Origin of the sequence: Rhizobium sp. BK376, assembly GCF_004341625.1 — a bacterium.
Taxonomy (GTDB): Bacteria; Pseudomonadota; Alphaproteobacteria; order Rhizobiales; family Rhizobiaceae; genus Rhizobium.
In genome coordinates, this window is record NZ_SLZG01000003.1 from 696579 (window position 1) to 718320 (window position 21742).

21 protein-coding genes are annotated in these 21742 nt (G+C 60.1%); 13 read left to right on the forward strand and 8 right to left on the reverse strand.

The window, feature by feature from the left end:
- Position 1: 1 nt before the first annotated feature.
- Positions 2-520: a glycosyltransferase gene (locus EV561_RS11790; RefSeq protein ID WP_132521514.1), complete on the forward strand. Its 519-nt coding sequence runs from the start codon at positions 2-4 to the stop codon at positions 518-520.
- A 2-nt stretch (positions 521-522) separates the two neighbouring features.
- Here EV561_RS11790 and moaB read toward each other — a convergent pair whose 3' ends face one another.
- From moaB to EV561_RS11810, 4 genes are all read right to left on the reverse strand, one after another.
- A complete protein-coding gene (gene moaB / locus EV561_RS11795; protein WP_132521516.1) occupies positions 523-1071 on the reverse strand; it encodes a molybdenum cofactor biosynthesis protein B in 549 nt (182 codons plus the stop codon).
- A complete protein-coding gene (locus tag EV561_RS11800) occupies positions 1071-1985 on the reverse strand; it encodes a 4-(cytidine 5'-diphospho)-2-C-methyl-D-erythritol kinase (RefSeq protein WP_132521518.1) in 915 nt (304 codons plus the stop codon). The genes moaB and EV561_RS11800 overlap by 1 nt, the downstream gene beginning before the upstream one ends.
- A 6-nt stretch (positions 1986-1991) precedes the next feature.
- Positions 1992-3836, reverse strand: coding sequence for a tetratricopeptide repeat protein (locus EV561_RS11805; protein ID WP_132521520.1), 1845 nt, complete (start codon positions 3834-3836; stop codon positions 1992-1994).
- 122 nt (positions 3837-3958) lie between these two features.
- Positions 3959-4975: a polyprenyl synthetase family protein gene (locus EV561_RS11810; protein WP_132521522.1), complete on the reverse strand. Its 1017-nt coding sequence runs from the start codon at positions 4973-4975 to the stop codon at positions 3959-3961.
- Between the two features lie 108 nt (positions 4976-5083).
- Here EV561_RS11810 and EV561_RS11815 point away from each other — a divergent pair, with 108 nt between their 5' ends.
- From EV561_RS11815 to EV561_RS11830, 4 genes are all read left to right on the forward strand, one after another.
- Positions 5084-5314, forward strand: coding sequence for a DUF2007 domain-containing protein (locus EV561_RS11815; protein ID WP_132521524.1), 231 nt, complete (start codon positions 5084-5086; stop codon positions 5312-5314).
- Between the two features lie 9 nt (positions 5315-5323).
- Complete coding sequence (locus tag EV561_RS11820) at positions 5324-6103, forward strand: methyltransferase (protein ID WP_132521526.1); 780 nt, start codon at positions 5324-5326, stop codon at positions 6101-6103.
- Positions 6104-6199: 96 nt separating this feature from the next.
- Positions 6200-7063: a S49 family peptidase gene (locus tag EV561_RS11825; protein WP_132521528.1), complete on the forward strand. Its 864-nt coding sequence runs from the start codon at positions 6200-6202 to the stop codon at positions 7061-7063.
- A gap of 16 nt (positions 7064-7079) precedes the next feature.
- The gene (locus EV561_RS11830) at positions 7080-7271 is read left to right on the forward strand and encodes a hypothetical protein (RefSeq protein WP_132521530.1); all 192 of its coding nucleotides are present in this window, start codon (positions 7080-7082) and stop codon (positions 7269-7271) included.
- Between the two features lie 74 nt (positions 7272-7345).
- Here EV561_RS11830 and EV561_RS11835 read toward each other — a convergent pair whose 3' ends face one another.
- Both EV561_RS11835 and EV561_RS11840 read right to left on the reverse strand, forming a co-directional pair.
- The gene (locus EV561_RS11835; protein ID WP_132521532.1) at positions 7346-7660 is read right to left on the reverse strand and encodes a type II toxin-antitoxin system RelE/ParE family toxin; all 315 of its coding nucleotides are present in this window, start codon (positions 7658-7660) and stop codon (positions 7346-7348) included.
- 5 nt (positions 7661-7665) lie between these two features.
- Positions 7666-7941 (reverse strand): ribbon-helix-helix domain-containing protein, encoded by a 276-nt coding sequence (locus EV561_RS11840; RefSeq protein ID WP_132521534.1) that lies wholly within the window; start codon positions 7939-7941, stop codon positions 7666-7668.
- A 102-nt stretch (positions 7942-8043) separates the two neighbouring features.
- Between EV561_RS11840 and EV561_RS11845 the strand changes: the two genes are divergently transcribed.
- The 8 genes from EV561_RS11845 (at position 8044) to EV561_RS11880 (ending at position 17350) form a co-directional block, all read left to right on the forward strand.
- A complete protein-coding gene (locus tag EV561_RS11845; protein WP_132521536.1) occupies positions 8044-9006 on the forward strand; it encodes a glycine--tRNA ligase subunit alpha in 963 nt (320 codons plus the stop codon).
- Between the two features lie 228 nt (positions 9007-9234).
- Positions 9235-9684 (forward strand): hypothetical protein, encoded by a 450-nt coding sequence (locus tag EV561_RS11850; protein ID WP_207910515.1) that lies wholly within the window; start codon positions 9235-9237, stop codon positions 9682-9684.
- 130 nt (positions 9685-9814) lie between these two features.
- The gene (locus tag EV561_RS11855) at positions 9815-10366 is read left to right on the forward strand and encodes a LemA family protein (protein ID WP_132521540.1); all 552 of its coding nucleotides are present in this window, start codon (positions 9815-9817) and stop codon (positions 10364-10366) included.
- 108 nt (positions 10367-10474) lie between these two features.
- Positions 10475-11737 (forward strand): 3-phosphoshikimate 1-carboxyvinyltransferase, encoded by a 1263-nt coding sequence (gene aroA / locus EV561_RS11860; RefSeq protein WP_132521542.1) that lies wholly within the window; start codon positions 10475-10477, stop codon positions 11735-11737.
- Between the two features lie 58 nt (positions 11738-11795).
- Positions 11796-13724 (forward strand): DUF2207 domain-containing protein, encoded by a 1929-nt coding sequence (locus tag EV561_RS11865; protein ID WP_132521544.1) that lies wholly within the window; start codon positions 11796-11798, stop codon positions 13722-13724.
- A gap of 171 nt (positions 13725-13895) precedes the next feature.
- The gene (locus tag EV561_RS11870; RefSeq protein ID WP_132521546.1) at positions 13896-14351 is read left to right on the forward strand and encodes a DUF559 domain-containing protein; all 456 of its coding nucleotides are present in this window, start codon (positions 13896-13898) and stop codon (positions 14349-14351) included.
- Position 14352: 1 nt separating this feature from the next.
- The gene (gene glyS / locus EV561_RS11875) at positions 14353-16530 is read left to right on the forward strand and encodes a glycine--tRNA ligase subunit beta (RefSeq protein WP_132521548.1); all 2178 of its coding nucleotides are present in this window, start codon (positions 14353-14355) and stop codon (positions 16528-16530) included.
- A gap of 55 nt (positions 16531-16585) precedes the next feature.
- A complete protein-coding gene (locus EV561_RS11880) occupies positions 16586-17350 on the forward strand; it encodes a DUF695 domain-containing protein (protein ID WP_132521550.1) in 765 nt (254 codons plus the stop codon).
- A 118-nt stretch (positions 17351-17468) separates the two neighbouring features.
- Here the strand turns inward: EV561_RS11880 and EV561_RS11885 are convergent, their stop codons facing one another.
- Positions 17469-19298: a methyl-accepting chemotaxis protein gene (locus EV561_RS11885; RefSeq protein WP_132521552.1), complete on the reverse strand. Its 1830-nt coding sequence runs from the start codon at positions 19296-19298 to the stop codon at positions 17469-17471.
- A 394-nt stretch (positions 19299-19692) separates the two neighbouring features.
- Positions 19693-21522, reverse strand: a complete 1830-nt coding sequence (locus EV561_RS11890) for a methyl-accepting chemotaxis protein (RefSeq protein ID WP_132521554.1) — start codon at positions 21520-21522, stop codon at positions 19693-19695.
- Positions 21523-21742 lie beyond the last annotated feature (220 nt).

Consider the following 21742-nt stretch of genomic DNA (forward strand, 5'->3'; position numbering starts at 1 on the left):
AATGTTGACAGTCATTATCGAATGCCAGGATCAGGAACCCGAGCTGGCGCAGACATTGGCAGCCCTTGTGGCGGGCGCGGTAGAGGGCCTCGTCTGCGACGTCGTCGTGCTGGATCATGGCTCTGGCGACGGCACCGAGCGGGTGGCCGACGCAGCCGGCTGCCGCTTTTATTCTGAGTGGGATATCAAGGACATCCTGCACTCTGCCCGCGGCGAATGGCTGCTTCTGGTCGAGCCGGGCGCACGGCCTCAGGCCGGCTGGATCGACGAGATTGCCGAATACGTATCGCTGAACAAGGTGCCCGCCCGGTTCACGGCTTCGCGCGGCTATCGCCGGCCGTTCCTGAAGCGAATGGGCCGCGCGCGACCGCCGCTGGAACTCGGATTTCTGGTCTCCAAGCGTCAAGCGATCGCGACCGCGAAAACAGGAATGCGGCTTGCGGAATTCACCAAGGGACAAAAGGCGCGCAGGCTGTCGAGCGAGATGATCCCATCCTGGGTTGCCCGGGCCGCGAGATAGGGTCAGCTGCCGCCGCGTTTCAGGTGCTCGTCGAGCCGCGGCATGATCTCCACGAAATTGCAGGGCATGTGCCGGTAGTCGAGCTGCGCCTTAAGGATGCCGTCCCAGGCGTCCTTGCAGGCACCGGGAGAGCCGGGCAGCACGAAGATGAAGGTGGCGTTGGCAACGCCGCCGGTCGCACGGGACTGGATGGTGGCCGTACCGATCTTGTCATAGGAAATACGATGGAAAACCTCCGAGAAGCCGTCCATGCGCTTCTCGAACAGAGGCTCCAGCGCCTCTGGCGTGACATCGCGACCGGTGAAGCCGGTTCCGCCAGTGGTGATCACCACATCGACCGAATCATCCAGTGTCCAGGCCTCGACCTGCGTCCTGATCCGCACCTTGTCATCGGGGACGATGGCGCGGGCTGCGAGACGATGGCCGGCCTCTCCGATGCGCGCGACGAGTGTATCGCCGGATTTGTCATCGGCCAGGGTCCGGGTATCCGAAACTGTCAGCACTGCGATGCCGACAGGAATGAAGGCGCGCGATTCATTTGTATTTGCCATCATTCGTCTCCTGAAATCGTCTCCGTCGCCTGGAAATACCAGCCCGGCTTCTGCCTGTGAAGCAATTCCGCCGCGGTTTCCGCCCGCGCGCGACCCGCAAATATCCCAAAGCAGGTGGCGCCGGATCCCGACATGCGCGTCAGCAGCGCGCCTGATTCGCTGAGCATCCGGGAGATGGCGGCAATGTCGGCACAAAGCGTCCTTGCCGGCGCCTCAAGGTCGTTGCGCAAGCTGCCAACCACGTCGAGCCAATCTTGGCGGCGACGCTCCTGAAGCGGATCGAAATCGAATTTCGGGTTGTCCCGGCTTTCCAGCGCGCGGAACACGTCTGGCGTGGAGACACCCACGAGTGGGTTTCCGAGCACCAGCGACATGGATGGAAAACCGGGAAGCGTCATGATCTCTTCGCCGATACCACGCGCAATCAGCGGCCGGCTTGAAAGGCACATGGGTACATCGGCCCCGAGTTTCAGCGCGATCTCCGCAAGCTTTTCGCCGGGAAGCGTGACATTCCAGAGATGCATCAGGCCGCGCAGCGCCGCCGCTGCATCTGCAGACCCGCCCCCGATGCCCGAGGCAACGGGCAGGTTTTTTTCTAGATGGATATGGACCGCCGGCGTATCAAATCCCGCCGCCTGTACCGCATCCCGCAGCAGATCGCGTGCCTTCAGCACGAGATTGCTGCCGACAGGTGCGTCGGCTGAAAGCAGGGGTGCGAAACGCCCCGAAAGCGTGAATGAATCAGTCTTGGCACTGCGGAAGCCGAGGCGGTCGCCATGCCGTGTGAACGTCACCAGCATGTCCAGCAGATGGTAGCCATCCGCTCTCCGGCCCGTCACATGAAGGGCCAGATTGATTTTAGCCGACGCCTCTTCCGTCAGGTCGAAAGCGCCGGCTTCAAAGTCTGGCAACATGGAGCCTTAGGACTTCTTGTCGACAGCCGGTGGCGGCGTGGTGTCGGCGGGCGCCGGCTCCACCTGCTTCGACTTGTCGGCAGCCTTGGCGTCGTCGAGCGCTGGTAGTCCGTTGGCGATCTTTTCCTTGATCTTCGGAATATCCGCTTCTTCAGGCTGCGAGGTCAGCGCGCGATTCCACTGATAGACCGCCTCGAGCTTACGCCCGACACGCCAGTAGGCGTCGCCAAGGTGATCGTTGATCGTCGCATCGCCGGCCTTCAGCTGTGCTGCGCGCTCCAGTTCGTTGACCGAGTCGTCGAACCGGTTGAGGCGGAAATAGGCCCAGCCGAGCGAATCGACGATGTAGCCGTCATCCGGCTTCAGATCGACGGCCTTCTGGATCATCTTCAGGCCGTCGTCGAGGTTCTTGTTCATGTCGACCCAGGAATAGCCGAGATAGTTCAGAACCTGCGGCTGGTCCGGATTGAGCTCAAGCGCTTTCTTGAAGTTCGGTTCAGCCTGGTCCCACTTCTTCAGCCGCTCGTAGGCGATGCCGCGCTGGAAGAACACGGCCCAATCGCCCCGGTTCGGCACGCTGCCGATGATCTGGACAGCCTTGTCGTAATTGTCGGCCATCGCCTGATAGTCCTTGGCATCGGAAAGGACGCTGCCATAGGCCAGATAGCTGCGGATATCGTTCGGATCCGAATCGATCAGAGCCTTGAGATGCTTGCGCGCATCGTCGACCTTGCCGCTCTGGGCAAGGGACAGGCCGAGCTGCAGTTCCGAGATGCGGGCCATCGGAGAGGTGGCTGGCACCTGCTTGTAGAAGGCGATTGCCCGGTCGGTCTGGTCCTGCTTTTCGGAGATGCCGCCGAGCAGCACGAGCGTATCGGCGGCCTTCGGATCGAGAGTATTTGCCATCTGCAGATAGAGCGAGACCACGTCCTCCGCACCATCGCGATTGAGGGCAGCGCCGATGGAGAACAGCACCGAGGCAGCACCCTCTACAGCGTTGCTTACTTCCTGATCGGGAACGGTTCCCTTGTTGATGCTGTCGCGCAATGCGTTGAGCGGAGCATAGTTGCTGATCAGATTGTCGCCGACGGAGACGGCGTCCAGTGCCTTCTGCTTGTTGCCTTGCGAGGCTTCAAGTTCGGCAAGCGCCATGACGGCGCGCATGAACGTGTCGGGCGCGGTTGCCCCGCCTTCCTTGTCGGTAACGGCGTCGTTCAGGTGGCTTCGCGCCGATTTCACATCACCATTGAGAATGGCGATCGCACCGGCATGGTAGTTCTTGAAGATGTTGAACCAGGCCGGTCCCTGCATCTTGTCGATGGCTGCGAGCGCTTCCTTGCCATGGCCCGCGCCAACCTTTGCCCAGGCAAGCAGGAGGTCATTCATCATACGGTCGAGATCGTTCGGCCCGCTATACTTGAGGACAGACTGCGCCGTCTTGTAGTCATGGCGACGAATGGCATCGGTGCCGCGAACGATGGTCGTGATGCGCTCCACGGTCGGATCGCTCTTGAGCTCGTTGGCGTATTTCACGCCTTCCTGGATGTCTCCGTTGAGAAGGAGAGAGATCATCAGTCGCTGGCGGATTTCCGGATTTCCGGGCTCGATCAGCAGCGCCTTCTTGTAGAGCGCGATAGCCGTATTGTAGTCGTGGTCGACATCAGCCGTGCGGGCAGCAAGAAACGCGCCCGCGAACGTATCGACAGTATCGGTATCGAAGGTCGCTGCCACATCGGTTGCACTATCGGGCTTTGCGACATCTTCCGCGCGGCCCGCATTGACGGCCGTCAGCGAAAGGATCGCGGCCAAGGCAGCGCCCGAGAGGAAACGAATGGCAAGTCTCTGCCGCATTAGGAAACCTTTCTCCAGGACGGCCGGTGGGAGGCCGGCTGCCACACTTCAATTGTGGCGAGTCATGCACAACAGGATGGCTTTTTTGAAGCCGTCCTGCAAGAAATTCAGCCTATGGCCCGTTAATTGACGCGTTCGATGCAGAAATCGATCACTTCCAGGAGAGCCGATTTCCACGGCGTATCGGGCAGCGGCGCCAGTGCGTCGCGGGCGATCGTGCCGTAGTGAACGGCCCGTGCGATGGTATCGCTGAGCGCGCCGTATTTGGTGATCAGGCCCATCGCCTTTTCGAGATTTGCATCATTGCTGTTGCCGTTCTCGATGGCGTCGCGCCAGAAGGCACGCTCGTCTTCCGTGCCGCGGCGATAGGAGAGGATGATCGGAAGCGTGATCTTGCCTTCACGGAAATCGTCGCCGACATTCTTGCCGAGATCGGCCGCCTTGCCGCCGTAATCGAGCGCATCGTCGACCAGCTGGAAAGCGAGACCGAGATTGGTGCCGTAGGACTTGAGCGCGTTGCGGCCAGACTTGTTGGCATTGGCGATGATCGGGCCGACTTCGGCTGCCGCAGCAAAGAGGGCCGCCGTCTTGGCGCGAATGACGGAGAGATAATCGTCTTCCGTCGTTTCCATATTCTTGGCGACGGAGAGCTGCAGGACCTCACCCTCGGCGATGACGCAGGCAGCCCCGGAAAGGACATCGAGCGCTTCCAGCGAGCCGACATCGACCATCATGCGGAAAGCCTGGCCGAGCAGGAAGTCGCCCACCAGAACGCTTGCCTGGTTGCCCCAGATCATGCGGGCCGTCGAACGCCCGCGACGCAGGTCGCTTTCGTCGACGACATCGTCATGCAGCAACGTTGCGGTGTGCATGAACTCGACCGATGTCGCGAGCTTGACGTGGTTGTCGCCCTGGTAGCCGAACAGTGCTGCGGATGCGATCGTCAGCATCGGTCGCAGGCGCTTGCCGCCTGATGAAATCAGATGTTCGGCCACTTCGGGGATCATCTGCACGTCGGAGCCGGCCTTGGACAGGATCAGCTGATTGACGCGCTCCATATCCGCCTTGGTCAAATCCACCAAGGGCTTGACGGATGCCTGTTTGTTTTTGCTTTCTTCAAGCGGTATCACGACGCCCAACGGTCCGGACTCCTGTTCATTTGTTGGAAACGACAATAAGAAGGGGCAGGTGATGCGGCAAGTGGCGATTTGTCCCGTCGCGCAAATTTGACAGGAATCTCAGTGTCCATGCACGAACTTATCCGCACCAATGACCCCGTTCTTCTCTCTTATGCGGAGAGCTTGATGAAGGATGCCGGAATACATTGTTTCATCGCGGATCAGGCAATGAGCATTCTCGAGGGTTCGCTTGGCATGTTGCCGCGCCGCTTCATGGTCGAGGAAGACAGGGCTACTCAAGCCCGGAGAATCCTTATCGATGCCGGGCTCGGCGACGAATTGCGTCCCGCCAAGAGCTGAGTGAACGCCATGACCGATGAGAGCGAAACGGTCGACGCCTTTCACCGTGGTGCCTTTCACATCGTTCAGCCCAGGGGCAGGGGGCATCGATCAGGCATGGACGCCATGCTCCTGGCAGCGCTTGTCGACGACGAACGCCCCATCCGCGTTGCCGATCTCGGCGCGGGCGCAGGTGCAGCTGGTCTTGCGGTTGTCTCCCGGCTTGATCGCGCCGAGGCCGCATTGTTCGAGCGCTCTTCCGATATGGCGGCCTTTGCCCGCAAGAGTCTGGCGCTGCCCGAGAATGCCCGCCTCGCTAACCGGGTTTCCGTGATCGAGGCGGATGTGAGCTTGATCGGCAAGGCCCGCAACGAGGCCGGTCTGGTCGATGACAGCTTCCATCACGTCATCATGAATCCGCCTTTCAATGACGCCAGCGACCGCCTGACGCCGGATGCGCTGAAGGCCGAGGCGCATGCCATGACGGACGGATTGTTCGAAAGCTGGGTGCGCACGGCGGGCGCAATCATGATTCCCGGTGGCCAGCTTTCGCTGATCGCCCGCCCGCAATCGATCGGCGAAATCATCGCCGCCTGCGGCAAGCGCTTCGGCGGCATGGAAATCACGCCCATCCATCCGCGCGAAGGCGAGAATGCGGTACGCATCCTGGTGACGGCGATCAAGGGCTCGCGGGCGCGCCTTGCGCTGCGTGCGCCGCTCGTCATGCATGAGGAGGGCACGCATAAATTCTCCGCCTTCGTTGATGATCTCAACAACGGCCGCGCAGCGTATTCAAGGCGCGGACGATAAAGCGCATCCCAACAGAAAATATCTGAGCCGGCATTGCGTTTGCCCTCCGTATGCATACATCACAACCTACTGCTCACAGCAATTCAGGGATGACGAATGGCCGGTTTTCTCAAGCGCATGCTTCCGAAGCGTTTTCGCAAGGAAGGAACCGTCATTCCGGTCGTGAAGTTGAGCGGCGTCATATCGGCCGGAGGCAGCCAGTTTCGCCCCGCGCTCAATCTCGCCAACGTGTCGCTGGCACTCGACAAGGCCTTCGCCTCGAAATCCTCTCCCGCCGTTGCCATCGCCATCAATTCGCCGGGCGGCTCCCCGGTGCAGTCGCGGATGATCTACAACAGGATCCGCGAACTCGCCCGCGAAAAGCAGAAGAAGGTTCTGGTTTTCGTCGAGGATGTCGCGGCGTCCGGCGGCTACATGATTGCGCTGGCCGGCGATGAAATCATTGCCGACCCGACCTCGATCGTCGGTTCGATCGGCGTCGTGTCGGGCGGCTTCGGTTTTCCGGAATTGCTGAAGAAGATCGGCGTCGAACGCCGCGTCTACACAGCTGGCGAGAACAAGGCGATCCTTGATCCCTTCCAGCCAGAGAAGGAAAAGGACATCGAATATCTGAAGAGCCTGCAGCTGGAAATCCACCAGGTCTTCATCGACATGGTGCGCGAGCGCCGCACCGGAAAGCTGAGGCAGGGTGACGATACCGTCTTCTCCGGCTTGTTCTGGAGCGGCAAGCGCGGCCTGGAGCTCGGTCTGATCGACGGGCTCGGCGATATGCTGCAGGAACTCAAGAAACGCTATGGCAAGAAGACCAAGCTCGAACTGGTAACCACCCCGCGCGGCCTCTTCGGCCGCAAGGCACCGGGCGTCTCTCTGCCCGGCCTCGGAGGCATCGGTGCAGACCTCGCTTCCGGGCTTGCGGAAGTGGCGGAAGAAAAGGCATGGTGGGCCCGATACGGACTTTAGGATCGGGAGGGGCGCCATGCCGCAACTCATATTCATCATCATTGTAGTCGGCGGCTGCTGGCTGCTCTACAAACGCTTCGTTCGCGATGCACAGCGCCTGCAGCGCAAGATGCATCGTCAGGAAACCGAACGCCGCACCGGCGCGATCGGAACGCTGGTCAAGGACCCAGCGACGGGGGAATATCGCGTTAAACGGGATGATGAGTAATAGTGGCTACCAGCGAAGTAGAGCGGCAAAACGCGATCGCGAGTGAGCCAATTTCCGCAACGGCAATGTGATGATCAAGTCCGTTTCTGAATCTCGGACATCCAATCTGCGCCAGCATAGCTGATACAGATGACATGGACGGTTCTACTTTCGTCATCAACGATAAAGCAGACAACTGCTTTGTCGGTTGCGGGAATTGCACGCAATCCATTGCAAATTTCGTCCCGGACTGTGCCGACCTTGGGAAAATCCGCCAAGCGATCGATGAAGCCGACGATCTCGTCGACCTTCCTCATGCCTGTCTCCAAGCCCGAATAGCTGGTAATCAGATCAGTAATATCAAACAGATCATGCTCTACGAGCGGATGTTTGGTGATCGTATAGCGCATGAAAACTATTTATCGTGCTTTTCGCGCAGCCTTGCCTTGATGCGTTCTGCCATTGCCGGACCGTCCCAAGGTAAAAACTGATCCCTAGGAAGCTCCATGCGCCGGCGGATTTCGTCTGCCATTCCGGTAAGCGGGTCCACGGCATCGTGGCGCTCGGATATCAGTCGCCGCGCAGCTTCCTCCAGCACATCGGAAAGCGAGGCGTATTCGCCTTTTCTCACGAGTTCTTCTGCGTCGCGCAGCGTGCTTTCAGATAGGCTCACCGTAGTCTTGACGTTCATGACCGTCTCCGTTTCAACGCTGCCGCATCATACGTTAAGTATTGACCCCTGTCCCCCGCCGTGGCACCTGTCGCCCACATTTCGCGAATTCGGACAGATCCCATGACCGCAGCCACCGTTCCCGACCACATGAACCCGAAGCGCTCTTTTCAGGCGCTGATCCTGACGCTGCACAATTACTGGGCCGACAAGGGATGCGCGGTTCTTCAGCCCTATGACATGGAAGTTGGCGCGGGCACGTTTCATCCGGCAACGACGCTGCGTGCGCTCGGCCCGCGGCCATGGCGCGCCGCCTATGTTCAGCCGTCGCGGCGCCCGTCTGACGGCCGTTATGGCGAAAACCCGAACCGCCTGCAGCATTACTACCAGTACCAGGTCATCCTGAAGCCGAACCCGCCGAACCTGCAGGAGCTTTATCTCGGCTCGCTGAAGGCGATCGGTCTCGATCCGTTGTTGCATGACATCCGCTTCGTCGAGGACGATTGGGAAAGCCCGACGCTGGGCGCCTGGGGTCTCGGCTGGGAATGCTGGTGTGACGGCATGGAAGTCTCGCAGTTCACCTACTTCCAGCAGATCTGCGGCATCGAATGCTCGCCCGTTGCCGGCGAGCTGACCTATGGTCTCGAACGTCTCGCCATGTACGTCCAGGGCGTCGACAGCGTCTATGATCTGAACTTCAACGGCCGCGAAGGCGCCGAGAAGATCTCGTACGGCGATGTCTTCCTGCAAGCCGAGCAGGAATATTCCCGGCACAATTTCGAATATGCCAACACCGAAATGCTGCACCGCCATTTCATCGATGCGGAAAAGGAATGCCAGGCGCTTCTAGCCGCCGGCGCCCCCGGCGACAACGCCAACCAGCTGCTGCACAAGTGCGTCTTTCCGGCTTACGACCAGTGCATCAAGGCCAGCCACGTCTTCAACCTGCTGGATGCGCGCGGCGTGATCTCGGTCACCGAGCGCCAGAGCTATATCCTGCGCGTCCGCACCCTCGCCAAGGCCTGCGGCGAGGCTTTCCTGCTGACGGATGCCGGTGGTGCAAACTGGAATCGCGCAGCGGCTTGACGTACGCGACCGGCTGATTTTGCATTGATTTAAGCGCTATGCCATCGGTGTTTGCGCTATTGAGTTTCCGGTTTCTTCTGCCTATGGTTGCGCTATTGGGGCGATCTTGGTGGGGCAAACATCGTGTGGACTTATCTGCTTTTGGCGACTGCTTTAGCTGCTACCCCGCAGGCGCCGACACGTTCCTTCGATCAGGATTTTCGAACGGAGGACCCTTCCTGTAGGGCGATGAACGACGCCTATATAGCCACTGGTAAGGCGCTGGAATATGTCGATAACCTTAGCCAACTTAGGCCTGACGGCACGCTGAAGTCTTACGCAGAGACACGCGTCGGGCCGTCCGGAGCCTACGAAAAGCTTGTGATTGCAACACAGTGGAGACAGATCGACTGGCCGTTCATATCTACGTTCGATCGCTACGGCCCTGTTTTCACCTCGTGCCGGCTGCTCGGTCATGAACCTGTCAATGGCTACGATACCGATCATTATTCCGCGACTTGGCATAGTTTTCCATTTTCGCCGTCCTACGACATGTGGGTGTCTGTGGCGAACGGGCGAGTGATCAAGGTGGTTCGCGACTATTCCACGACCACATGGGAGTTTTCATTCCCTATTGCGGTCGATCTTTTTGACTACAGTCACAAAGCTGACGCGGAGCCCAAGGGTTCGACGCAGTAAGCCTTCGAGATCGAAGATGTCGGGAAAAAGAACGCCCATAGCCAGGGCATAAAGCTGAATCCGCAGGTGACAATATCACGAGACCCGCATAGTCTCCCCCGCCAATTCGTCATCGTTTTGGGGGTTCGCGGTGTACATCATTCTCGGCGTCATCGTTCTCGTCATTCTCTATGCCATCTTCGTCTATAACGGGCTCGTGCGCGCCCGCCAGATGGCTGAGGAGGCATGGTCCGGCATCGACGTCCAGCTCAAGCGTCGTGCTGACCTGATCCCGAACCTCATCGAGACCGTCAAGGGATATGCGGCCCATGAGAAGGGCACCCTGGAAGAGGTGGTGGAACTTCGCAACAAGGCGCAATCCATCCCGTCAGGCGATGTTGCCGCCCGTGGCCAGGCCGAGGGGCTGCTCGGTGCCGCCCTCGGCCGCGTGCTGGCGCTTGCCGAAGCCTATCCCGATCTCAAGGCGAACCAGAATTTTTCCGAGCTACAATCCTCGCTGGAAACCATGGAAAGCGAGATCCAGATGGCGCGCCGCTATTACAACGGCGCTGCCCGGGACCTGAACGTCAAGGTCGAGAGCTTTCCTTCCAATCTCGTCGCCGGCCAGTTCGGCTTTTCCAAGCGAGACTATTTCGAGATCACCAACGAGGCCGACCGCGCGGTTCCATCGGTCAAGTTCTGACCCGTCCGCGCTTGAACCTTCAGCCGCCATTGGACCTTTGATCGAGAAGGTATTATGAGCGCTGTTGACCGCGGCCGGGCCGCGCACAGCGACGGAAGAGACAGCATCATGGCCAGAGAAAAACTCACGATCATCCCGCCGGGCAAGCCGCTGACAGGGCGCGCCATGCCGCCGGGCTCCAAGTCGATCACCAACCGCGCGCTGTTGCTTTCAGGCCTTGCCAAGGGCACGAGCCGGCTGACCGGCGCGCTGAAGAGCGACGACACGCGCTACATGGCAGATGCCCTGCGTGCCATGGGCGTTGCGATCGACGAACCCGACGACACCACCTTCGTGGTGACGAGCAGCGGCGAGCTGCGGGCGCCGAAGGAGCCCCTGTTCCTCGGCAACGCCGGTACGGCGACGCGTTTCCTGACGGCGGCTGTTGCCAGCGTCAAGGGGACCGTTGTGGTCGATGGCGATCAGCATATGCGCAAGCGTCCGATCGGGCCGCTCGTTTCGGCCTTGAAATCGCTGGGCATCGATGCAGAGGCGCCAACCGGTTGCCCACCGGTGACCGTGCGTGGCAACGGCTATTTCAGCTCCGGCCGAGTTGAGATCGATGCCGGATTGTCCAGTCAGTATGTTTCGGCACTGCTGATGGCGGCGCCGCTCGCAGCGCCCGGTGCCAACCGGCCTTCCACGGTCGCGCTGACCGGCCCGGAGATTGGTGCACGCGGCTATGTGGACCTGACGCTTGACGCCATGCGCGCCTTTGGTGCCAAGGTCGAGCAGATCGACAGCGCCACCTGGCGCGTCGAGCCATCAGGCTATACCGCGACTGATTTCGTCATCGAGCCGGATGCGTCCGCTGCAACCTATCTTTGGGCGGCCGAAGTGCTGACCGGTGGAAAGATCGATCTCGGCACGCCGGCGGAAAAATTCTCCCAGCCCGACGCCCGCGCCTATGACGTCATCTCTCAATTCCCGCATCTGCCCGCAGTCATCGATGGTTCGCAGATGCAGGATGCGATCCCGACGCTCGCGGTGCTTGCCGCCTTCAACGAAACGCCGGTGCGCTTCGTCGGCATCGCCAACCTGCGCGTCAAGGAATGCGACCGCGTTCGTGCGCTGTCGAGCGGCCTGTCGCGCATCGTCCCTGATCTCGGCACGGAAGAGGGCGACGACCTGATCGTCGCCTCCGACCCGAGCCTTGTCGGCAAACATCTGGAAGCCAGCATCGATACATTCGCAGATCACCGCATTGCCATGAGCTTTGCGCTCGCCGGCCTCATGATCGACGGCATCACCATTCTCGATCCCGATTGTGTGGCCAAGACCTTCCCGAACTACTGGGATGTGCTGGCTTCGCTCGGGGTGACTTACAAATGAGAACGGTTCCGGCAAGCGCCGGGTAGGTGCCGAACAGCTAAACCCTAGGGGAGGGAATATGGTGACGCGTTGGCTGACGGCTTTTTGCATGGCGCTGCTGGTCTTCGCGGCCCATGCCGCCTCGGCCGCGGAAGTCATCAACGCCTTCGATCAGGCGATCACCCTTGATCGCGACGGCTCGATGCTTGTCACCGAAACCATTGCGGTCAATGCCGAGGGCGACAAGATCCGTCACGGCATTTTCCGTGACTTTCCGCTCACCTTTCGCGATGCGAAGGGCAAGACGTCCTATATCGATTTCAAAGTCCAATCCGTCGAGCAAGATGGTGCACCCGCCGAGTGGAAACAGGAAGGCGTCGCCGGCGGCGCCCGCATCTATATCGGTTCCGCCGAGACCTATGTGAGCCCTGGGCCGCATACATATCGGCTGACCTACCGCACTGACCGCCAGTACCGCTATTTCGACGATCACGGTGAGCTCTATTGGAACGTGACCGGCAACGGCTGGCTGTTTCCCATTCTCCGCGCCTCCGCAACCGTGACGCTGCCTGATGGCGTGACGCCTGAGCAAACCGCCTTCTTCACCGGCCCCCTTGGCGCCACGGGACAGGACGCAAGGGTGAGCCAGCAAGCGGGCAAGGTCGTTTTTACGACGACCCGGCCGCTGCGCCAGGGCGAGGGGCTGACCATCGCTATCAAGTTAGCGAAAGATGCAATTGCCGCACCCACGGCATCGCAGCAGCGGATGTGGTTCATCGAGGACAATCTCGACATCATCATTGCCGGCGGCGGCCTCATCCTCGTCTTTGCCTATTATCTGAGAAGCTGGTTTGCGGTGGGCCGCGACCCGCCGCGCGGCGTCATGGTGCCGCGCTGGGATCCACCCGAAGGAATCTCGCCGGCGCTGGTCAACTATATCGATAACAAAGGCTTTTCCGGTGCCGGCTGGACCGCGCTGTCGGCGACCGCGCTCGATCTCGCCGTCAGGGGCTGTGTCGTTCTTGAAGACCTGAAGAAGAGCATCGTCATTCGCCCCGGCGAGAAAGCGGCCTCGGCAAAGGTAGATGCTGGCGAGAAGGTGCTGATGGGTGCGATCGGCCCGTTTTCACCGCTAGTCATCGACGAGGCCAACGGCGCAAAGGTCCAGAAGATCGGTGAAAAATTTCGCAGTGCCGTGGAAAGGGAACATCGCGGCGAGTTCTACAGGGCGAACTCTCTTTACGTGATCGGCGGCGTGATCCTCTCGGTTTTCGTCCTTGGTGCTATCGTCGTCTTCGGACGATTGCACGAGAACGTGCTCCCGCTGATCATCGTCCCTGCTTTCCTGTCCATCTTCGGTACCGTGATCGCAACGTCGCTCGGCCGCACCTTCCGCCGCCAGGCGAGCCTCGCCTCGCGCATCATGTCGGTGGTGGTTTTCGCGTTTATGGGCTTCGTCGCTGTGTCGATCTTTGCGAGTGTCATCGCGGCCGCTGCTGCCTCGGCGGAAATGACCGAGGAGCTGCCGTTGCTGGTCGCCATCGTCGGCATTTTTGCCGTCAATTTCGTCTTCTTCTTCCTGATGGGCGCACCGACCCCGATCGGCCGCAAGATGATGGACGGCATAGACGGCCTGCGCCAATATCTGACGCTCGCCGAAAAGGACCGTATGAACATGGCCGGCGCGCCGACCATGTCGCCGCAGCATTTCGAAAAGCTGCTGCCCTATGCTGTGGCCCTCGGCGTCGAAAAGCCCTGGTCGCGCACCTTCGAGACCTGGCTTGCCGCAGCAGCCGGCGGTGCGGCCGCAGCCTACGCGCCCGTCTGGTACATCGGCTCCTTCGGCAACGGCAATTTCTCCGATCGCATCGGCGGCTTCTCCTCCTCGATGGCCTCGACCATCGCCTCCACCATTCCCGCCCCGGTCTCCAGCTCGTCCTCCGGCTTTTCCGGCGGCGGCGGCTCGTCCGGTGGTGGCGGAGGCGGCGGTGGCGGCGGAGGCTGGTAACGTTTACCTCCCCCTTGAGGGGGGAGGTCGCAGCGAAGCTGCGGGTGGGGGTGACCCGCCACGAATGAGAACGCCGCTGGTCACCCCACCCCGGCACTGCGTGCCGACCCTACCCCTCTGGGGGAGGGTGTTTTGCATCGAACCGCTCGTCTCCTCATTTTCGGGACACATATGCCGAAAAAGCCATCTCCTCTCGATCGCTTCAAGATAGCCAACAGCCGCCGTCTTCGCGCCGGTGCGACCGATGCCGAAGCGAAGCTCTGGAGCCATCTCCCTCGTATTCCCATCGACGGCACGCATTTTCGCCGACAGGTTCCAATTGGTCGATATTTCGCGGATTTTGCCTGTCACCAGATTGGCCTCATCATCGAACTCGACGGCAGCCAGCATGCTGAGGACGCGACGAGGCGATATGATGCCGAGCGCACCGCCTTTCTTGGGGCGCAGGGCTATCAGGTCCTCCGCTTCTGGAATGCGGAAGTGTCGCAAGAGATCGAAGCTGTCCTGGACACGATATTTGCCATTGTGCAGCAACGGCAAATTTTGCTAGCAGAGGCCGACCGTTTTCACCCCATACCGGCACGGCGTGCCGACCCTCCTTTTCGACGGGAGGGTGAGGAACAGTGACATGCCCGATCTCCTTCTTGAACTCCGCTCCGAGGAAATCCCCGCACGAATGCAGCGCAAGGCTGCGGGCGATCTGAAGAAGCTCGTCACCGACGCGCTTGTCGAGGGCGGATTGTCCTATGAGGGTGCGCGCGAATATTGGACGCCGCGCCGGCTGACACTCGATATCAGAGGCCTGACGGCCCGCTCCGCAGATGTGCGCGAGGAGATCAAGGGTCCCTCGACCAAGGCGCCGGAGCAGGCGGTGCAGGGTTTTCTGCGCAAGGCCGGACTGTCGTCCGCTTCCGAAGCGCAGGTCGTCAGCGATCCCAAAAAGGGCGATTTTTACATCGCCGTCATTTCCAAGCCCGGCCGTCCGACGGAAGAGATTGTTGCCGACATCATGCCCGGCATTATCCGCGATTTCCCCTGGCCGAAATCCATGCGCTGGGGCGCACCATCCGCAAGGCCCGGCTCGCTGCGCTGGGTGCGCCCGCTGCAGTCGATCGTCTGCACCTTCGGCACGGAACACGAGGAAACGGTCGTGATCCCCTTCGAGATCGACGGCATCGTCGCTTCGAATGTCACTTACGGCCACCGTTTCCATGCGCCCGAGGCAATCACTGTCAAGCGTTTCGACGACTATGTCGCGAACCTGGAAAAGGCCAAGGTCATTCTCGATGCCGAGCGCCGCAAGGACATCATCCTGCATGACGCCCGTGACATCGCCTTTGCCAGCGGCCTGGAACTGGTTGAGGACGAAGGCCTGCTCGAAGAAGTCTCCGGCCTTGTCGAATGGCCGCAGGTGTTGATGGGCTCCTTCGAGGAAGATTATCTTTCGATCCCGTCCGAGATCATCCGCCTGACCATCAAGACGAACCAGAAGTGCTTCGTCACCCGCCCGACCGGCGGCGAGACCCTCTCGAACAAGTTCATCCTCGTCTCCAACATCGAGGCGACGGATGGCGGCAGCGAAATCATTCACGGCAACGGCAAGGTCGTCCGCGCCCGCCTGTCGGACGCGCTGCATTTCTGGAAGCGCGACCAGGGCGACCTGCCGGATCTCGAAACGCTGGAATCATCGGCAAAGAAGTTCGACCTCGATCTGAAAAAGCCGCTCGACCAGCGCATGGCCAAGCTCGATGCGTTGAACGTTACCTTCCATGCCAAGCTCGGCACGCAGGGCGAGCGGGTGCAGCGGCTGCGCGCGCTGGCGGCAAAGTTTGCCCTTCCTGTTGGCGCCGACTACAAGCTGGTGGATCGCGCAACCGTGCTCGCCAAAGCGGACCTGCGCACCGAAGCCGTCGGCGAATTCCCGGAATTGCAGGGTCTGATGGGCCGCAAATATGCAGTGCTGCAGGGCGAGGATGCCTCGGTCGCAACAGCCATCGAGGATCACTACAAGCCGCAAGGCCCCTCCGACCGCGTGCCGGAAGACAAGGTCGCAATCACGGTCGCGCTCGCCGACAAGCTGGATACGCTCGTTGGATTCTGGGCGATCGATGAGAAGCCCACCGGCTCGAAGGACCCGTTTGCACTGCGTCGTGCAGCGCTCGGCGTTATCCGCATCCTGCTTGAGCGTCGCGTGCGCCTGCCGCTGATGCCGCGGATCAATTCGCATATGTTGCGGATCGATGCTGACATCGGCAGCAAGACCGATGCCGAGGATCTGTCGCGCCAGCTCGATCTTCTCGCCTTCTTCCACGATCGCCTGAAAGTCTATCTTCGCGATCAAGGCGCCCGCTATGATCTCATCGATGCGGTCCTCACGCCGGAGACCGACGATCTCCTGATGGTTGCCCGTCGCGTCGAGGCGCTGACGGCCTTCATCACCTCGGAAGACGGCACGAACCTGCTCGCCGGCACCAAGCGCGCCGTCCAACTGCTCGCCGCCGAGGAGAAGAAGGGCACCGTCGTCGCCGACGGCGTCTCGGAAGCGCTGCTGAAGCTCGACGCGGAGAAGGAACTTTTCACGGCAATCACCAGCGCTTCCACAGAGGCCTCCGATGCGATCGCCAAGGAAGATTTCCGCTCCGCCATGGCAGCGCTCTCCAAGCTCCGTGCCCCGGTTGACCGCTTCTTCACCGATGTCCTCGTCAACGACGAAGATGCCGCCATCCGCGCCAACCGTCTCGCGCTGCTGCGGCTGATCCGCAAGGCGACGGCAACGGTTGCCGATTTCTCGAAGATTTCGGGATAGCTGTTCAGCCTGCTATGAACGGCATCAGGAATTGACGCAAAAGGGGGATGTCAGAATGGCAGCCGATTGGGGCGTCTACATGAACAACGACCTCGGTCACTTGGCATCAGTTGGAGTCGATCTTGAATATCGAGATACCGGGCCGGTTTCTTCGTATCCGACACTCGTGATTGTGGGGATGAGGTTTAAGGCACCGCGTCAAAATGGTCTTCCGCAAAAGGATGAGCTGCAGATCGTCTATGCAATAGAAGACCGACTGTCCGACCTACTGGGCAACAAAACCAATAGTCGATATGTCGGCCACAAGCTTGCGGACGGCTCGGCAAAATTCTTTTTCTATGCGTCGGATGCAGCCGTCGTCACGGCTGCGGCTAAAACTGTCGGCGTCGATTTTTCAGCCTATCCTTTTGATCTGCAGGTCGTTCCGGACGCGAGTTGGTCCGTATACCGAACATCTTTGGTTCCCAGTGGGGACAATGTCCAGCAGGTTGAGGATAACAAGGTGATTCAAGTGCTCACCAACCACGGTGATGACATAGCCCAACCCAGGATAATCGACCACTTTGCATATTTTTCGGAAGTGGAAGGGCTCCAATCATTCAAATCCGCTATTTTGAGCCGACAGTTTCATGTTGATGACGAAGCGTCGCCCGCTCAGATCAAGGGTAAGTGGTTGGTAAAATTTTATCGCCTTGATATTCCAGACGAAATTACATCGGTTACCGTCGAGCTTGCGCACCTCGCCGAAGAGTACAACGGTGAGTATGATGGCTGGGAATGTGCAGTAACACCTGCCCACTCGATGCCGACTAAGCCATGAAAACCCGGCCTACTGGGTAACCAATCGAAATTGCATCGCCCCAAAAGGCAGGGCCGCCGGATTTCTCCAGCGGCCCCTAAAAGTTTCGTACTGAAATCGCCTTGAGTGTTCTGCGTGATTAAGCCGCCCTGCGTCTCTGCTGGTGCGATGCCTGAGCAGCACCGCTGCCATTGTTGACGCGGAAGCCACGGATGAGGTCGAGGAGATCCTCGGTATCGGCTGCGAGCGTCTCGGCCGATGCGGTGGTCTCTTCGGCCATGGCGGCGTTCTGCTGGGTTGCGGCATCGAGCTGGTTCATCGACGACGAGATCGAGCGCAGCGTGGTGTCCTGCTCGGACGCGCTGTGGGCGATCTTCGAGACGATCTCGTTGGCGGCCTTGATCTGGTCGGAGATGCGCTTCAAGGCTTCGCCGGCCTCGCCGACGAGGCGAACGCCCTGGTCGACCTGGCCGGAGGAGCGGGCGATCTGGTCCTTGATCTCCTTGGCGGCAGCAGCAGACCGCTGGGCCAGCTCGCGCACTTCCTGGGCGACGACGGCAAAGCCCTTGCCGCTTTCGCCGGCACGCGCTGCCTCGACGCCGGCATTGAGCGCAAGCAGGTTGGTCTGGAAGGCGATCTCGTCGATGACGCCGATGATCTTGCCGATTTCTTCCGAGGACTTCTCGATGCCGCTCATGGCCTCGATCGCCTGGGCGACGACAGCGTCGCTGCGCGATGCTTCGGTCGAGACGGAATGGACGCGCTTGGAAGCTTCGTGGGCGCCGTCTGCGGTCTGGCGGACGGCAACGGTGAGCTCGTCGAGGGCCGCCGAGGTTTCCTCCAGGCTTGCGGCCTGGCGCTCGGTGCGCTGCGACAGTTCGTTGGAGGCGCGGCGGATCTCTTCCTTGGACAGGCCGATATCGTTGCCCTTGGCATTGACGCGGCCCATGGCGGCTTCGAGATGGGAGAGCGCATCGTTGAAGTTGTTGCGCAGACCCGCATAGCCCTGGCCGATATCGCCGCAGCGGATGGTGAGATCGCCGCCTGCGAGCTGTTCGAGGGCCTGGCCGATGGTGGAGACGACGCGGGCCTGGATCTGGGCCTCGTCCTGCTGCTGGCGCAGGTTCTGCTGGCGTTCGCTGTCGAGGGTCAGTTCCTGTTCTGCCTGGCGTTCCGCCATGGCATGGCGTTCGCGCACCTTCTCCTGCAGTGACGCCGTCGCCTTGGCCATCTTGCCGATCTCGTTGCCCATTGATGTATGCGGGATGGCGATCTTGACGTCTTCGTCGGCAACCGCCTTCAGGGCCTCATGCACGTCGGCCAAAGGCTTCGAGATGCCGCGGATCACGAAGAAGGCGGCAGCAATGGCGACGATGAAAAGGCCGAAGCTGTACATGACCGTGATCAAGATGGTGTGGTTCACCTGTGCATCGAGGTCGTCCATGTAGACGCCCGTGATCACGACCATCTTCCAGGGCTCGAAGGCGCGGGCATAGGCCGTCTTGCGGAACAGATCGCTGGCCGGATGGCCGGGCTTGCTGGCGTAGAAATCGGTAAGACCCCCGCCCTGCTGTCCGAGCTTGACCAGCTCTTCGCGGTAGTAGTGACCCGTCGGATCAGGCTGGCCCTTGAAGTTCTGGCCCATCTTGGTCTTGTCGTAGTGGAAGACCATGTTGATGTCGTAGTCATAGCCGAAGAGATAGCCGTCCGGCGTATATTTGATGCTGTTGACCATAGCGTAGGCCTGGGCCTTCGCATCGGCTTCCGAAAGCTTTCCGGATTGCTCAAGGGTATAATAAACCTTGATGATCGAAAGGCCGGACTCGACCTGTGTGCGAAGCATCTCGTAGCGTTCGTTGTAGATGGAGTTCGCAGAAGAGCGGATCTGCAGATATGTAGCGACGCCGAAGGCGATCATAAGTCCGGTGACAAGCAATATAAGCTGGTTTGAAATCTTAAAATTCTTCATGACGCCTCACAGCTACGGAATGACGGGAATTCCGGCGCGGTTTCCTACCGCCTGTGCGAGCGCCTTCGAGTAATCTCGGTGCGTCTACCGCTGCTTAATCACATGCTGCTTCCGGCCTGCTAAAATTGGCCGGTTTGATCTAATAAATATTTAATCATACTCAAAAGAGCATGATTAAATCGGCTTTAATCAGCGTTTTGCTGCATTGCGGGAGAAAAACATAAGATCTTCCCGGGGAAGACTTATAGAAGACTCCATGGATTTGGCAGTTAGTCGAGCATATTTTTACCTGTAAATAATGGAGCCGCCGATCGCCCCAAAAGGCAGGGCCGCCGGATTTCTCCAGCGGCCCCTAAAAGTTTCGTACTGAAATCGCCTTGAGTGTTCTGCGTGATTAAGCCGCCCTGCGTCTCTGCTGGTGCGATGCCTGAGCAGCACCGCTGCCATTGTTGACGCGGAAGCCTCTGATAAGATCGAGAAGGTCCTCGGTATCGGCTGCAAGCGTCTCTGCCGATGCGGTGGTCTCTTCGGCCATGGCGGCGTTCTGCTGGGTTGCGGCATCGAGCTGGTTCATCGACGACGAGATCGAGCGCAGCGTGGTGTCCTGCTCGGACGCGCTGTGGGCGATCTTCGAGACGATCTCGTTGGCGGCCTTGATCTGGTCGGAGATGCGCTTCAAGGCTTCGCCGGCCTCGCCGACGAGGCGAACGCCCTGGTCGACCTGGCCGGAGGAGCGGGCGATCTGGTCCTTGATCTCCTTGGCGGCAGCAGCCGAGCGCTGGGCAAGCTCGCGCACTTCCTGGGCAACGACGGCAAAGCCCTTGCCGCTTTCGCCGGCACGCGCTGCCTCGACGCCGGCGTTGAGGGCCAGCAGGTTGGTCTGGAAGGCGATCTCGTCGATGACGCCGATGATCTTGCCGATTTCTTCCGAGGACTTCTCGATGCCGCTCATGGCCTCGATCGCCTGGGCGACGACGGCGTCGCTGCGCGATGCTTCGGTCGAGACGGAATGGACGCGCTTGGAAGCCTCATGGGCGCCGTCTGCGGTCTGGCGGACGGCAACGGTGAGCTCGTCGAGGGCAGCGGAGGTTTCCTCCAGGCTTGCGGCCTGGCGCTCGGTGCGCTGCGACAGTTCGTTGGAGGCGCGGCGGATCTCTTCCTTGGACAGGCCGATATCGTTGCCCTTGGCATTGACGCGGCCCATGGCGGCTTCGAGATGGGAGAGCGCATCGTTGAAGTTGTTGCGCAGACCCGCATAACCTTGGCCGATATCGCCGCAGCGGATGGTGAGATCGCCGCCTGCGAGCTGTTCCAGCGCCTGGCCGATGGTGGAGACGACGCGGGCCTGGATCTGGGCCTCGTCCTGCTGCTGGCGCAGGTTCTGCTGGCGTTCGCTGTCGAGTGCCAGTTCCTGTTCTGCCTGGCGTTCCGCCATGGCATGGCGTTCGCGCACCTTCTCCTGCAGTGACGCCGTCGCCTTGGCCATCTTGCCGATCTCGTTGCCCATTGACGTATGCGGGATGGCGATCTTGACGTCTTCATCGGCAACCGCCTTCAGGGCCTCATGCACGTCGGCAAGCGGCTTCGAAATGCCGCGGATGATAACCAGTGAAGCGCCGAGAGCCAGCACGAAGAGGCCGAACATCCAGGCCGCTGTCGTCAACATCTTCATGCGGACCTGCGCGTCTAGGTCATCCATATAGACGCCGGTTATGACCACGACCTTCCAGGGATCGAAGGCCTTTGCATAGGCGGTCTTGCGGAAGGTAGCGTTGGCAGGCTCATTCGGCTTGCTGGCGTAGAAATCGGAAAAGCCGCCGCCATCCTGGCCGATCTTGACGAGTTCCTCGCGATAAAAATGGTTCGTCGGGTCCGGTTGGCCCTTGAGGCTCACGCCAACCTTCGACGGGTCGAAGTGGAAGACCATCTTGACGTCATAGTCGTAGCCGAAGAGATAGCCGTCCGGCGTATAGAGCATATGCGCCGCAGCGTTATAGGCCATGGTTCTGGCCTGATCCTCGGTCAGTTTGCCGGCCTTTTCGAGACCGTAATAGTATTGCAGGACGGAAATGCCGGATTCGACCTGCGTCCGCAGCATTCCGTAGCGTTCCTGATAGATGGAATTCGCGGCGGACTGCATCTGCACATAGGCCATTATTCCGAATGCAACGATAAGTCCGGTGACAAGCAAAATAAGTTGCTTTGAAATTTTTAGATTTTTCATGGGGAATCCTTCGCAACCGAATAAAATGATTAAATTCCGGTGCGGTGTGATACCGCCTATGCGATCGCGTCGGCGGAGCCAACGAATCTGACGCTGCTTAAAATGACATGCGGCGACCGGCAGCGGTAAAAATGGCCAGATTTCAATAACAAAGCTTTAAGTAAGGCAGCTTTCGGCATCACGTCAGGGTGAAGAGAAAGATGAAAAAACAAATGCGCCC

Excerpts from the sequence above, each read along its gene's own strand:
- EV561_RS11790 (WP_132521514.1), top strand. The coding sequence starts at position 2 with ATGTTGACAGTCATTATCGAATGCCAGGATCAGGAACCCGAGCTGGCG.
- moaB (WP_132521516.1), bottom strand. The coding sequence starts at position 1,071 with ATGGCAAATACAAATGAATCGCGCGCCTTCATTCCTGTCGGCATCGCA.
- EV561_RS11800 (WP_132521518.1), bottom strand. The coding sequence starts at position 1,985 with ATGTTGCCAGACTTTGAAGCCGGCGCTTTCGACCTGACGGAAGAGGCG.
- EV561_RS11805 (WP_132521520.1), bottom strand. The coding sequence starts at position 3,836 with ATGCGGCAGAGACTTGCCATTCGTTTCCTCTCGGGCGCTGCCTTGGCC.
- EV561_RS11815 (WP_132521524.1), top strand. The coding sequence starts at position 5,084 with ATGCACGAACTTATCCGCACCAATGACCCCGTTCTTCTCTCTTATGCG.
- EV561_RS11820 (WP_132521526.1), top strand. The coding sequence starts at position 5,324 with ATGACCGATGAGAGCGAAACGGTCGACGCCTTTCACCGTGGTGCCTTT.
- EV561_RS11825 (WP_132521528.1), top strand. The coding sequence starts at position 6,200 with ATGGCCGGTTTTCTCAAGCGCATGCTTCCGAAGCGTTTTCGCAAGGAA.
- EV561_RS11830 (WP_132521530.1), top strand. The coding sequence starts at position 7,080 with ATGCCGCAACTCATATTCATCATCATTGTAGTCGGCGGCTGCTGGCTG.
- EV561_RS11835 (WP_132521532.1), bottom strand. The coding sequence starts at position 7,660 with ATGCGCTATACGATCACCAAACATCCGCTCGTAGAGCATGATCTGTTT.
- EV561_RS11840 (WP_132521534.1), bottom strand. The coding sequence starts at position 7,941 with ATGAACGTCAAGACTACGGTGAGCCTATCTGAAAGCACGCTGCGCGAC.
- EV561_RS11845 (WP_132521536.1), top strand. The coding sequence starts at position 8,044 with ATGACCGCAGCCACCGTTCCCGACCACATGAACCCGAAGCGCTCTTTT.
- EV561_RS11850 (WP_207910515.1), top strand. The coding sequence starts at position 9,235 with ATGAACGACGCCTATATAGCCACTGGTAAGGCGCTGGAATATGTCGAT.
- aroA (WP_132521542.1), top strand. The coding sequence starts at position 10,475 with ATGGCCAGAGAAAAACTCACGATCATCCCGCCGGGCAAGCCGCTGACA.
- EV561_RS11865 (WP_132521544.1), top strand. The coding sequence starts at position 11,796 with ATGGTGACGCGTTGGCTGACGGCTTTTTGCATGGCGCTGCTGGTCTTC.
- EV561_RS11870 (WP_132521546.1), top strand. The coding sequence starts at position 13,896 with ATGCCGAAAAAGCCATCTCCTCTCGATCGCTTCAAGATAGCCAACAGC.
- glyS (WP_132521548.1), top strand. The coding sequence starts at position 14,353 with ATGCCCGATCTCCTTCTTGAACTCCGCTCCGAGGAAATCCCCGCACGA.
- EV561_RS11880 (WP_132521550.1), top strand. The coding sequence starts at position 16,586 with ATGGCAGCCGATTGGGGCGTCTACATGAACAACGACCTCGGTCACTTG.
- EV561_RS11885 (WP_132521552.1), bottom strand. The coding sequence starts at position 19,298 with ATGAAGAATTTTAAGATTTCAAACCAGCTTATATTGCTTGTCACCGGA.
- EV561_RS11890 (WP_132521554.1), bottom strand. The coding sequence starts at position 21,522 with ATGAAAAATCTAAAAATTTCAAAGCAACTTATTTTGCTTGTCACCGGA.